This is a genomic window from Reticulibacter mediterranei (assembly GCF_016587455.1).
In genome coordinates this window covers 2,936,102-2,948,565 of sequence record NZ_BNJK01000002.1, presented here as the reverse complement: position 1 = coordinate 2,948,565, position 12,464 = coordinate 2,936,102, and the positions used below count along the sequence as shown (strand labels likewise).

Annotated in this window: 10 protein-coding genes and 1 pseudogene; 6 read left to right on the top strand and 5 right to left on the bottom strand. The window is 53.3% G+C overall.

The features are described 5' to 3' along the window. Window positions 1–396: 396 nt before the first annotated feature. Window positions 397–1,371 (bottom strand): annotated as a pseudogene (locus tag K3T83_RS56900) (transposase). 41 nt (window positions 1,372–1,412) lie between these two features. Then, a complete protein-coding gene (locus K3T83_RS52065) occupies window positions 1,413–1,748 on the bottom strand; it encodes a hypothetical protein (RefSeq protein ID WP_220210948.1) in 336 nt (111 codons plus the stop codon). Between K3T83_RS52065 and K3T83_RS52060 the strand changes: the two genes are divergently transcribed. Together K3T83_RS52060 and K3T83_RS52055 are read left to right on the top strand one after the other, a co-directional pair. Further along, complete coding sequence (locus K3T83_RS52060; protein WP_308441739.1) at window positions 1,661–2,587, top strand: recombinase family protein; 927 nt, start codon at window positions 1,661–1,663, stop codon at window positions 2,585–2,587. The two genes, K3T83_RS52065 and K3T83_RS52060, sit on opposite strands and share 88 nt — an antisense overlap. 13 nt (window positions 2,588–2,600) lie before the next feature. After that, window positions 2,601–3,728 carry a recombinase zinc ribbon domain-containing protein gene (locus tag K3T83_RS52055; protein ID WP_220210946.1) on the top strand — a complete coding sequence of 376 codons (1,128 nt, stop codon included), beginning with the start codon at window positions 2,601–2,603 and terminating at the stop codon, window positions 3,726–3,728. On the opposite strand, the gene K3T83_RS52050 is transcribed toward K3T83_RS52055, so the two are convergent. Continuing rightward, window positions 3,716–4,021: a transposase gene (locus tag K3T83_RS52050; RefSeq protein ID WP_373324762.1), complete on the bottom strand. Its 306-nt coding sequence runs from the start codon at window positions 4,019–4,021 to the stop codon at window positions 3,716–3,718. The two genes, K3T83_RS52055 and K3T83_RS52050, sit on opposite strands and share 13 nt — an antisense overlap. A 76-nt stretch (window positions 4,022–4,097) precedes the next feature. Between K3T83_RS52050 and K3T83_RS52045 the strand changes: the two genes are divergently transcribed. Continuing rightward, the gene (locus K3T83_RS52045; protein WP_220210945.1) at window positions 4,098–4,814 is read left to right on the top strand and encodes a hypothetical protein; all 717 of its coding nucleotides are present in this window, start codon (window positions 4,098–4,100) and stop codon (window positions 4,812–4,814) included. Window positions 4,815–5,258: 444 nt separating this feature from the next. On the opposite strand, the gene K3T83_RS52040 is transcribed toward K3T83_RS52045, so the two are convergent. Next, entirely contained in the window at window positions 5,259–5,474 is a 216-nt protein-coding gene (locus K3T83_RS52040; RefSeq protein ID WP_220210944.1) for a hypothetical protein, read from the bottom strand. A gap of 736 nt (window positions 5,475–6,210) precedes the next feature. Further along, a complete protein-coding gene (locus tag K3T83_RS52035; protein ID WP_220210943.1) occupies window positions 6,211–6,444 on the bottom strand; it encodes a metallothionein in 234 nt (77 codons plus the stop codon). Between the two features lie 456 nt (window positions 6,445–6,900). Here K3T83_RS52035 and K3T83_RS52030 point away from each other — a divergent pair, with 456 nt between their 5' ends. The 3 genes from K3T83_RS52030 (at window position 6,901) to K3T83_RS52020 (ending at window position 12,418) form a co-directional block, all read left to right on the top strand. Continuing rightward, on the top strand, window positions 6,901–7,521 hold the full coding sequence (locus K3T83_RS52030; RefSeq protein WP_220210942.1) for a protein kinase domain-containing protein: 621 nt from the start codon (window positions 6,901–6,903) through the stop codon (window positions 7,519–7,521). Window positions 7,522–8,483: 962 nt separating this feature from the next. Further along, window positions 8,484–11,564 carry a winged helix-turn-helix domain-containing protein gene (locus K3T83_RS52025; protein WP_220210941.1) on the top strand — a complete coding sequence of 1,027 codons (3,081 nt, stop codon included), beginning with the start codon at window positions 8,484–8,486 and terminating at the stop codon, window positions 11,562–11,564. Window positions 11,565–11,746: 182 nt separating this feature from the next. After that, window positions 11,747–12,418 (top strand): VC0807 family protein, encoded by a 672-nt coding sequence (locus K3T83_RS52020; protein ID WP_220210940.1) that lies wholly within the window; start codon window positions 11,747–11,749, stop codon window positions 12,416–12,418. The last annotated feature ends 46 nt before the right edge of the window (window positions 12,419–12,464 follow it).

The window sequence follows — 12,464 nt, the reverse complement described above, 5'->3', positions numbered from 1 at the left end:
AGGCAAGTAGCTCTTATTTCAGTCGAATTCTTTGTCTTGACAAACTGGGCCACCTAGTTGTCTTACTGGAAATATCACCGATTTTCTCCGCAAGTTGCTCTTGAGAAAGATCTTTGCTTTCACGGTTTTTGCGCAAGAACTCACGGAAAATTTCAGAGAGAGATTGTTCGTCAGAATTATTCATTTGTCCCTTTCCCAATTTATGTCTACATCTGACTCTTAATTTCTGAAGTGTACCACAGTTTCTTGACGACGGCCAAACATGGCTCATACACAACTTTGGTGAAACCTCTGTAGTAATGACATGAAGAACTGGGAGTTTACGCTCAACTCAAGGATCACTTCTCCTCTCATAAACTCATCCTTCACCAAAGTTGACACTGTTGGGAAACCTCTTTAAGCAGCAAAGCAAAGTTTTTGGAAAGCCGAGATGCATGTGGGAGCAAGATCATCTCCATCGAGCCATGCCCCCACACGAACCAGATTGATTGCAGCGGCAATGCTAAGGTGTTGTAAATGCGTTTTAGCCAAGCCGAGATAACGGGAGCGTCGCATGCCAAAGGCTCGCACCCCTTGAGACATCGTCGCTTCGATGCCTTCTCGCAGGGCATATTGGCGAGTAAAGGCTGCCGTCTAAAGCCTCCGACGGGCGGCTTGCAGCGCTTCATGTTGGGCCTGGGGTCGAATGGTGATGGTACGTCGCTTCGACTTTTTTTCTGAGCGGATACAGTCGATCTGGCGTGGACAGCGACCACAATCGGTGGTGGAGAACTTGATCTTGATCACCTCGTTTTTCCGGTCGTCGATGGCAGGAGTCCAATTGATACTGCGTTGCCTAGCGGGGCAGATGGCAAGCTTTTGTTCCCAATCGATGTGGAACTGGCTGGCATCGATGCCTCCCTCGGTGTTGGCTTGCCACTTGACATCACGTGCAGGACCGATCACTTCAATTCCGTACTGAGGCTCGCCTACTGACCAGAATGGGTGCGGTAATATAGCCTGAGTCGAGTAAATGTTGACGTGGGGTGAGCTTCGTCTGCACAAGCTCGGCCATGGATCGAAGCGGCTCATGGCCTCATCAGTGATGGCAGCAGCGACGGTAGTCACATGCGCGATGAGATGAGGGGCATCGTCTTCGCAGGTTTCGGTGAGATGCACTTTGTAGCCAGTCCATCGCGTTTCGCGCTTTTTCCCATAGCGGGCTTCTTGGTCATAAGGGGAGTTGATGAACTGCTTGCCTGGAGGAAGATCCTCATTGCCGCGAAAGCTGAGTTGACCCTCAATCCAGACGTAATTTTGGATCCAGACGCGGCGCAGAATTTGAACTGCTGGAATCTCACGTAAAAAGGCAGGTGCCTCTGGCGCATACATATCAATCAACAACTGTGAACCATCCCGGCCGATCTGTTCAGCTATCGCCTGACGATCCTGCTGGCTGCGTGGGAGGCGGGATTCCTCGATATGGTGCCCGTAGCGGCAAGCCACTCTTGGTTGCTATGAGCCAATACCCAGTCTCCAGCAACGATAGCCAGGGTACCCAGCGCAAAGCGCATCGCCTCACCGACGCATATGAGCCGATTAATCGCTCGTACTTTCGCCAGCACATGGGTAGAGTCTGTTCGTTGGCGCTGACGTTCCTTGAGCCACCCCTGCTCTTTAAATAGAACCAGCATGGCATCCAACAAGAGCTGCTCTGCTCCCTGATCTATCAGGCGCGTGGCGTCAGTCCGACAAAATAGTAAAGTCAAAGCCGGGATCGCTCAATTCTAAGCCCAAAGCATACTTCAGATCGCTACGTGAACGGGCTCTGGCGTTAGGATGGGCCCAGGAGCGTATTCTCGTGATTGACCAAGATCTGGGTCACTCAGCTGCCTCCACTGCCGACCGTCTCGGATTTCAGCGTTTGGTGGCTTCAGTGGGACTAGGGCAGGTGGGTCTGGTCTTAGGGTTAGAAGTTTCTCGGCTGGCTCGCAACTCCAGCGATTGGCATCAACTGCTGGAAATTTGTGCACTGACCCAGACCTTGATCCTAGATGAGGAGGGTCTTTATGATCCTTCCACCTTCAACGACAGGCTTTTGCTCGGATTGAAAGGGGCTATGTCAGAAGCTGAGCTTTTTGTGATGCGCGCCCGTTTGCAAGGGGGCATCCTCAACAAAGCGCGACGTGGAGCTCTGAAACTGGCTCTCCCCGTTGGATTGGGTTACACTGAATCCGGAACAATTGTGCTTGATCCCGATCTCCAGGTGCAAGCTGCCATCCGGGAGGTCTTCCTCAGCTTCCAGCCGACTTTCTCCGCATCTGCGACTGTGCGCCACTTTCACCAGCAGCACCTGCTCTTTCCCCGACGGATTCGTCGAGGACCTCATCAAGGAGAACTCGCCTGGGGAGTGATCCAGCACCACGATGTGCTGAGGGTCCTGCATCAGCCCGCCTATGCAGGGGCCTATGTTTTTGGCCGCACTCGCACGACGAAAACGGCAGATGGCAAGGTTCACATTATCAATCTGCCTCGATCTGAATGGGATACCCTTGTGAAGAATGCCCATGTGGGGTACATTAGCCTTCGAGGATTACGAGAGAAATGAGGCACAATTAGCTATGAATAGTCAAGCCTATGCTCCACAGCGCTTCTCTCCACCACGAGAAGGGCCAGCACTCTTGCAGGGACTCATCCTGTGTGGCAAGTGCGGAGAACGCATGACTGTACGCTATCATCAGCGAGCCGGCCAGCGTATTGTGCCCGATTATCTGTGTCAGCACAAAAGCATTGAGCAAGGCGAGCCACCTTGTCAGCGTATCCCTGGCTCTGATCTGGATCGTTGCATTGGAAGGCTTCTCATGCAACGGGTGACTCCAGAAGCCCTGGCACTCACTCTCGCTGTCCAAGACGAGTTGGTGAGTCGAGCGGATGAAGCACGGCGCTTGCGTCACTTGCAAGTTGAACGAGCCCAATATGAGGCGGACCTGGCTCAACGCCGCTACCTCAAAGTTGATCCTGAGAACCGACTGGTGGCGACGGTGCTAGAAGCCGAATGGAACACGAAATTGCGTGAACTAGAAGAGGCCCGAGCCATCGAGGAGCAGTACAATCAGAGCGATCAACACCAGGTGAGCGAGGAAGAGCGCACCGAGATAGATGGAACCCCGGAGCGTTTCCGCCGATTCTGGGAGAACTCCAAGACCACTGTGCGCCAACGTAAGCGTGCGATACGCCTGGTGATTGAGGATGTGACCGTCCACAAATCTGACCAGATTGTCGCACATATTCGTTTCAAGGGGGGAGCCACACAAACTCTCATGGTGCCCTTGCCTCCTCCTTTTGCCCAATCCCGCTTGACACCACCTGAGACTCTTGCTGCTATGGATCGCCTGCTGGAAGAGCACACAGACACGGAGGTCGCAGCGCAGCTCAATCAGCAAGGGCATCGGACCTTCGATGGACTGCTCTTTCGGGGCATCCATGTGTATCAACTGCGTCGGCACCACAGTATTCCAGATCGGTACACACGCCTGCGGTCTCAAGGGATGCTGACCGCAGAAGAATTGGCGAGCAAGTTGGGTGTCTCTGCTCAAGTCATTTGGCGAAGATACCATAAAGGACGTATTATTGGAGCACGATACAATGATCGAGGATCGTGTCTTTTTCTTCCTCCTGATGAGGAGCAGCAAGCACGACTACCTGAGAATGATAATGATCTGAGAGACGAGGTGCATTATGCAACGTAATCGTGACTCCACTCATACGTCAGAGCCGCGAGGACTGCTGCCTGATCGCGCTTGATACCTGCGGCAAAAGTGCGCAATTCTGGCACTCCGCTGCTGCTCACTTCTTGCAGCCAAGGCTTGAGTGCAGGAGCGTTCCTGGTGCGGACCATCAGCGCAAAGGCTTGAGCCAACACACAGGCCACTTGCACTTGAGGATGGGTTTGTTCTACGAGGTTGAGCAGGTACTGGTCTTCTGCTGAGCGATCCTCCGGTTTGCGCAGGACCGAATTTTGTAATTTACACTGCTCATTCAGCCCTATTTCAGGGAGAGTAGGTATTCTTCAGTCAGAGAGCGTACTTTAAATGCAAAAAAGAAATGAGGATTGACTGATGATTTCCCTACGTCTCCTTCCCTGTCTGGTTCATTGGCCCCAGGGTGATTTAGGAAGGTGCATCGGCCTGCTGGCAGTGTTGCTCCTCACAGGCTGTTCGTCTGCCACTACAGGTATCTCACAGGCTACACCAACCGCGAAGTCGGTCAGTACCGCCGTCTCACATGCCACACAGATTACAGCAACGGCTGGCCCATCGTCTGTCACAAGCCCACTGGCTCCACCTCCCCAGAATTGCCCTCTAAAGTCCCCGCCACATGAGATGCATCTTGACAGTTTGGGAATGAATAGCAACGTGCACCTGATCGGGAGCGGGCCGTTCTGGATCTACGGCTCCTTCTACCAGAGCGTCGTCCATGTGGGTCAGGATGGCAATCAGCAGTGGCCGATAACAAAGCTCGTTGTGGAGGTTGGGCCAAACTATGAGCAGCCGGTCACGCTACGCCTTCGGAATAGAGAAACGGGAAAGCTCGCCTGGTGGACCGATGGGCAAATCCCTCCCAGTACAAGCACGCAAACGCTGATCCTGAACTCCAAGACGAATACAGAGGATGTTGGCAGCGTTCCGGGGGTGCCGGACGTTCCACATGGGTCGCCAAGAGAGGGCTGGAAAGAGTGGGGGATCTTCCCCTTGTTCTCAGTCGCGGGCTGTTATACCTTGGACGTAAGCTGGTCTGGCGGCTCCTGGCAGAGTACCTTTGCCGTTGGGCGCTAGGTGCATCACCAGCAGATTGTCGTTTCTAAGATGAGCAAGGACTTCCTGTCATGGCGCGGCTTCTCGCCAGTTCATGTCTCCATGTGCATCCTCGTCTCTGCTGAAGCTTTCCTTCAGCATGGAACGTGGAACAGATTTTTTGGTTCTCCGTCAGCTCTCGTGCAAAAATCTCATCAACAGCATGATGAAAAACCCGGATTTGCTCTGGAAGCGGGCGGCGAAAGAGCGAAAGGTTCTCATAAGCTCATCCTGCACGGAAGATGATGGAGAACCAGATAATAGCCCTATCTCCCTCTACGTGACGATTAGGTCACTGAGAACATACAGGTTGTTGGAGACGCGCTCCTGAACCTCTGCGGGTTCCATCCTCTCAATCTATACCACAGCTTTCGTTAAAGTGAGATAGGGCCGGTTTTCTCCTATCACAAACACAGAGTGTGTACTCTATGGAGTCAGGATGGACTGGATCGCATGGTCAAAGACCTGTATATCCCTCTCGAACAGTGTAACGAGATTGTATCCTCCCTTGGTTGGGGTAGGATTGGCAGGGGAACTGCCTGGAGAGGAAGAGCCTCCGCAGGCTGCCACCAGCAACAGGATGGCGAGCAGCAGCATGCAGTAAGCTCTTGCAAAGACCCATTTCAACGTAGTGGACTTCATGGTTGTATGCCCTTTCTTCTATTGTCACTCAATCCTGAACGCTGAGCGAAGAAAACCATACAAGCTTCTCCGTTTGCCAGCATCCTCTGTGAGGTCTACTCGTAACAGTATCTCTACTCTAGAGATAAGATGAAAAACATGCTATATTGTCTATCTTTATAGTAGATACGTTTCATGGTTACATATCTCATCTATATATAGAGCTTCGGCATCAGTAGCTCCTAGCGAGGAGGAGAGGGAGAGAGGGAGAGCTTTCTGAACATGACCACTTTCATACTGGATGAGGTCGATGAGATGGCTGAGGCTGGAATCCAGATAGTCAGGCACAAACGTGAGATGGAATCACGTAAAGTGCAACAGAGCCGAATACCGGGAGAAAATCGTAGAAATCTGTGGAGCATCCCCGCCTCGCCGGATATCCCGCCAGACGAGGTGCTCTTCTGCGCTCAGCGTTGTTCGCCATTATGCACAAGGGAACACAGCGCTCAGAGATCACGCACTCGATGAAGCCCCGAGAGCTGAGCATCTCCGTGAAGGCGTTGTCGTCAAGCCTCTCTTTGAGCGCCCTGATCCTCGCATTGGGCGATGCGTGCTCAAGTACGTCAGCGATGATTTTTTGCAGGCAAAGCATAGCGGTTTCGCTGAGGTCTAAGCATGCGGCGTAAAATCATCGTTACGCGTGGCCTTCGCAGTGAGGGCCTGACGAACTGAGCCAGTTTTTCTGTGTCGGTATCGACTAGACATGATCGACGAGGCCCTTTGCTCCTTTTGCAGCCGCGCAAGAGGCACAACAAAAGAAATGTCCAGCAGCCTCCACACCGTGTCCAATAATCTTACAGCTACAGTGCTCACAAACAGGAGCAAGGCGGTGGATAGCACATTCAAAGGAGTCAAAGACGTGCCTGACTCCAGCTGTTTCTACCACAAAGGACATCGCATAATCGTTGCCACACACTTCACACGTAGCCATACTGATGATTCCCTTTCTCAGATATTACTTGTGTCCGCTCTCTTTCACATTCACCATCATGAGAGAAGTAAGTGAAAGGTTTCTTTCATATTCTCTTTCTATTCTAGGCAGCTACCAAAGTGTAACTATGTAAATATATATCTGGAACTGCTGGAGAGCAGGCGGAATCACAATGCCCGCAGTGCAGCAGTGGTACTCGCACACGCGAGGATCTGCAAGAAGCCATTGCTGCTGCTTTAGACCTTACACTGCAACTGATGCGCTCGGTTGGTTTACTCATAGGAGACCGCTGCCTGACACCCTCCTTGCTGATGGTTCTCTCAGCCTGGGTGTCCACCCCTGATCAGAAAAGAGAGAACTCTCGCACCAACAGCGTTCCTCCCTCCTCTGAGTCTCCTTTTTCCCGTGCGAGGGTGAACGTCATTTTCACAGGTGTACAGTTTTCCAGAGAATGGTTTGCGCTTTCTGGAAGAAGCCAGGACTGCCTTTTCCTTACAGCATCCCAACATCGTAGCGGTCTATGATTTCGGACGAACTGGCAGCATGTATTTCAGGGTGATGGAGCTTGTTGAGGGGATCGATCTGTGCCATTACTTGCGTTCGCAGAGAGTACTCACCTCCTCGCAAGCTGTCGCTCTCGCATATGAGGTCGCACTTGGACTGGGTGCGGCTCATCGTCGCGGCGTTGTACATAGCAATGTCAAATCTCACAACATCCTGCTCGACCCCACTGGCTCAATGAAACTTACCGATTTTGGGAGGGGATGGGGTCCCTTCCTGTCCGCCACCCCCGAGCAGGCCCAGGGCGAGCCCATTACCCCAGCGACTGATGTCTATGCGCTTGGATGCGTGATGTACGAGATGCTGACTGGGTGCATTCCTTTCAATGGAGATACGCCGGTGGCGGTGGCGATGCAGCATATTCAGGATGCACCCACGCCTCTCAGACAGCTCAATCTGAATATTCCTCCCGTTCTGGAAGAGATCATCTTACGCTGTCTGGAAAAAGTGCCCGAGATGCGCTTTGGCAATGGTGAGCTTTTAGCACACGCTTTAGCGTCGTTGGACGAGGCGTAGACGAGGCATAAATGAGGGTACTGCCACGCTTCGAGAGACGTCGAGGACATTGCGAGCCGAATAGTGAGGAGCATGAAGCACAGCGGGCATATTCCGAAGTCGGGCTGTTGTCGCTTACTTGCCTACTACGAATTTATAGATCTCTGTATTTTCTTAAAAGAAGCGTCGCTCTAGGTTTGAATTACTTGCTACAGTAGTGGTGAGCACTGTATGAAAGCAATAGTGCGTAATAAAATCCCAATTTTACAAGTGAATTACTCGCTCCCCTCTCGTCAGGGCTTGAAACACCGATCCTGAGCCTTTACAAACAGAGCTGTCAGTCTGTCAGGGCTTGCACAACAAAGAGGCACATCCCAACTTGAGACTGTCTCTGTATGAGGTGTCCCAAGTTGAGACACGGCCACGTGAAAGGTAGAGAAATCCCGTTCTTGCCGTTCCTACTATCAGTGTTGCATCACACGACAGCATGGATCATATTGGAGGCAATGGACCCAATGATCTCTGTGTTGAGCTGGTGAAACGCTTGGTGCAGGTCCCTTCGTGTTGGTGGATGGGCGTCATCTGTCCTTTTTCCGCTGGGCACGACACCCCGCAGGCAACTCGCTCGCTTTCTCTTCTCTCACGCACATCGTGTTACCTGTCTTCTCTGCAAAAACCTTCATAGCTTCTTAACGTCCATCTGTGCTATACTCACTCATCGGCTCCTGACGCTCGCTTGCTCTGGGAGCCGCTTTCTATTGGGAGAAGCGGTCTGACTCTCGCCGCTTCTCTTTTTTTCAAGGATAGCAAACTTTCCTTGAGGTTTCATCACTGACCTGCTATACTCCCTGTTAGGCAACTGTTAGGAGCATGCCTAACACCTCCACCATCTTTCCACGGGAGGGATTACCATTAAGAAGCTGTCAGCGACAACTGGGATCGTCCAAAACGAGACGCTGGTTTACGAACACCAGGGGCAGCAAGTGGCAGTCAACGTCGGAACGTCCTCCTGGTATGCTTGGCTAGAAACGGCAACAGCCTTCACATTTGAAGGCGAAGCGGGTACATTTACCGCGCATAAAAGGCGGGCAGGGAATCGGCGTGGTGGCTGGTACTGGCGCGCCTATCGGCGGAAATGCGGACGACTTGTCGCCTGTTACCTGGGCGTCTCCGCAAACTTGACGCAGCCACACCTGTGTGAGGCTGTCCGCCGCTTGGCGCTACGTCTTGAGGACACTTCGACTGGGGAAGAAGCGTCAAGACAAGAGCATGGATTGCAGACAATACCCTCGTCTGACGTTCTGACACCTGTTCTGATCCTGAACACGAAACTCGCTCTTCCGCGTCTGCCAGTGCATCATGTATCGCGCCCCCGCCTCCTTACCCTCCTGGACCAGGGGGTACAATGGCCCTTGACGCTCTGCTCGGCTCCCGCTGGCTTCGGGAAGACGACGCTGCTCGCGGAGTGGGCCGCTGCGACCACCTTCCCTGTGGTTTGGCTGTCGTGTGAGGAGGCGGATAATGATCCCGTGCGCTTCCTCTCTTACCTTCAGGCTGCTCTGACAAGACTGGATATACGCATTGGCACACTGGTGCAGGGAGACCAATGGACGCCCATCCCTTCGTGGAAACAGGCGATGACGCATCTTCTCAACGATCTTGCTCGTTTACTCCAGCAAGATACAGTCATGATTCTGGATGATTACTACCTCCTGACATCCGAGACGGTCCATGCTCTGGTGCAATTCCTGCTGGATCATCTGCCCGCTCGCTTGCATCTGATCATCGCAACACGCGTTGATCCACCCTTGCCCCTGGCACGCCTGCGTGCGCGCAATCAGGTCAGCGAATTGCGAACGGGAGACCTCTGTTTTGTTTCTTCTGAGGTAGAAGCGTTTGTGCACACCGTGAACCTCACGCTCTCCAACGAAGCGATGCACCTGTTGGAAGAGCGGACCGAGGGCTGGATCGCTGGCATCCAATTGCTGACACTGGCGCTGCATGGGAGGGCTGATGCTGCCAGGTTTCTGCGACAAGCAGGGGGCACGTATCGTTTTCTCCGCGAGTATGTGAGCGAAGAAATTCTGGGGCAGCAGTCAGCGGAGACGCAACATTTTCTGCTCTCCACCTGCCTCCTGCGACGGCTCTGTGGACCATTGTGCGACGCGGTGCTCGGTGAGGTGGGGAGCAAGGATCGCCTGGCGCAACTGCGCACAGCTAATCTCTTTGTCAGCGCTCTGGATGAGACGGAAACCTGGTATCGCTACCATCCCTTCTTTGCCGAAGCGTTATCGGCACACCTGCGAGAGCGGGAACCTGAGCGCATACCAGAGCTGTATCGTCGGGCCAGTCTCTGGTATGAAGAGCAGCACCAGGAAGAGGAAGCCTGTGCGTACGCCTTGCTCGCAGGGGATCAGCCCCGTGCAGCGGCTCTCCTGGAACGGCTTCTGCCGCAATTGTTTGAACAGGGAGAGTTTTTGCATATGCGAACATTTCTCTCTCAACTTCCGCCAGCTTTGATTACTGACTCCCCATTGCTTTCTCTGACCTCGATTTGGGTACAGGGGTTCGACCATCTCCCTCTCTTCAACTCAGAGCAGTCTGTGAAGATGTTGACTTCGCACCTCAAAGAGCAGATACAGATACAGAGGTGGGATGATTCTGTCGGCTTTGCTGAGCGGCCTGAGGTGCTCCCGCTCTTGCAGGCGTGGGCGGCTATGGCTCAAGGCGATACGGAGCGTTCGATCACCCTCGCTCAGCAGGCGAGAGCTCTGCACTCTCCTGCTGAAAGCGCGCTGAGCCGTTTCATCGTAGCGGGCCGCCAGATGACGCTTGGCGTTCTCTATCGTGCGCACGGTGATCTAGAATCTGCCGAGCAGGTACTCCTTAAAGCTTTTCCTATGGGCAGGGTTTGTACAGATCATCCTCAGTTTTTGTCTACCGCACCTACGCTCGCGGAAATCTACGAAGCACAGGGGCAGTTGCGCGCACTTGGACAACTCTATACCGATGTGCTCCAGCAGCTCGCTCAGAGGGAGAACTCGTCCTCTCTTTACCTTGCCCTGATGCAAGCACGCCAGGCTAGCCTGTTCTATGAATGGAATCAGCTTGCCGAAGCCGAGGCGTGCGCACAGCAGGCAAGAGAGCTGGTTCAACGCTTGAAACTGCCTCTCCCCACCATGCTCCTCCTCAGCTCCTGGGTACAGGCACGCGTCGCCGGGGCATTGGGCGACATTGATCAAGCCAGGCAACTGCTCACCCAAGCAGCATTCGAGCTGGCGACAGTTCCACATCCTTCTGAGCCTTTGCTCACTCATGCAGGGAAAAGAAGTATGGAAATGTTTTCTGTACGCTTGGCCCTCACGCAGGGTCAGCTAGCGCAAGCCGAGCATTGGGAAGCAAGACGCACATTACGTTTTGATGATCGGCTGCTATCTGCACTTTCGCGCTACGATTATCTTGAGTATGTGACACTAGCACGCATATTGCTGGCACGGGGACGCCTCCAACGAAAGCCGGTGGCGCTCAAAGAGGCGTTGATGCTGCTGGACCAGTTACGCCCGATCGCCGTGAGGAGGAACCTGGCTGGCTGGTTTAGAGAGATCCAAATCCTCACAGCATTAGTCATGCTTGCACAGGGCCAGACGAGGCAGGCCCTCTTCACGCTCGGACCAGTGCTGGCCCGGGCCGAATCAGAAGGCTATGTGCGCCTCTTCGCTGATGAAGGAAAGGAGATGGCACATCTTCTCACACAGATTGCCCCCTTTACCTCTGCCTCGCCTGGCTATATTCAGTTACTCCAGGCTGCGCTTGTTCCCATGCCACAGGCACCTGCCGCGCTTTCGCTCCCACCATCACGCCAGTCTCTCCCTGATCCCTTGAGCCCTCGTGAACAGGAAGTGCTTCAATTGGTGGCTCTTGGCCTCTCAAACCAGGAGATCGCGGATCGGTTGGTCATCAGCCTGCACACGGTCAAACTCCATGTCAAACATCTGCTTGCCAAACTCGCGGTGATCAATCGCACCCAGGCGGTTGCCCGTGCTCGCGAACTCCATCTACTCTAAACCACGAGGACAATACTCCTCTCCAATACCTCCTTCGAGGGACGTCATATGCCCCCTCTTGCGGTAGACTCCTTCTGGTGACCTCGATGATACGGCGGAGATATGTGCCGATCATGTACGGGAAGCAATGATAAAGTTTAAGATCAATTGATGTTACAAAAGCAAAAAGAAGGTGATATCCTATGTCAAACCTACCGGTCTCAAATCAACAGGCGTTCTCTCCACGAATGATCGGGATGAAGCTTCTTCCTACACTCATCTATGCGGCGATTGTCCCCTATCTCATCTATCTTGTAGCTACTGGGAGCATTCATCTCTCAGAGGTGAATGCGCTCTTGCTGGCAGCCATTACGCCAGTGTTTGGCGTGCTCATCGAGCTGATGCGCAAGCGACGACTGAGCTTGATTGGCTCCTTTACGCTGGTGGGTATCGCCGTGAAACTCTTGAGTGCGTTACTATTCAATGATGCTCGCCTCGTGCTGATCAGTCACTCGTTGATGATCGGCGTGTTTGGGCTGCTAATGCTGGGGTCAGTGCTGATTGGGAAGCCGGTGCTGCTAGTGCTCATTAAAAGTGGATTTGGGGATATGTCGCAGGAGCAGAGAGCACAGCTTGAACGGAGTTTTCAATCCTCAGGAGCACACCGCCGCTTTCTGCTCCTGACAACAATCTGGGGAATGGCACTGCTGCTCATGTTGGTTGTCTGCGTCATTCTCACCTATACGCTCCCCATTGCACAGGTTATTCTGCTCCGACCGGTGATCGATTATGGGATCATCGCGGCCCTGATCGCTGGCTCGCTGGCTTTCAGGCACGTCTTGATCGCGAGAAAACGCCAGCAAAACGCCCACTAGTGGCAACAGTTGGAAAAGATAAAGCTATCGTTCAATAAAGGAAGCA

Coding starts and splice junctions, on each gene's coding strand:
- K3T83_RS52040 (WP_220210944.1), bottom strand. CDS start 5,474: ATGAAGTCCACTACGTTGAAATGGGTCTTTGCAAGAGCTTACTGCATG.
- K3T83_RS52045 (WP_220210945.1), top strand. CDS start 4,098: ATGATTTCCCTACGTCTCCTTCCCTGTCTGGTTCATTGGCCCCAGGGT.
- K3T83_RS52020 (WP_220210940.1), top strand. CDS start 11,747: ATGTCAAACCTACCGGTCTCAAATCAACAGGCGTTCTCTCCACGAATG.
- K3T83_RS52035 (WP_220210943.1), bottom strand. CDS start 6,444: ATGGCTACGTGTGAAGTGTGTGGCAACGATTATGCGATGTCCTTTGTG.
- K3T83_RS52055 (WP_220210946.1), top strand. CDS start 2,601: ATGAATAGTCAAGCCTATGCTCCACAGCGCTTCTCTCCACCACGAGAA.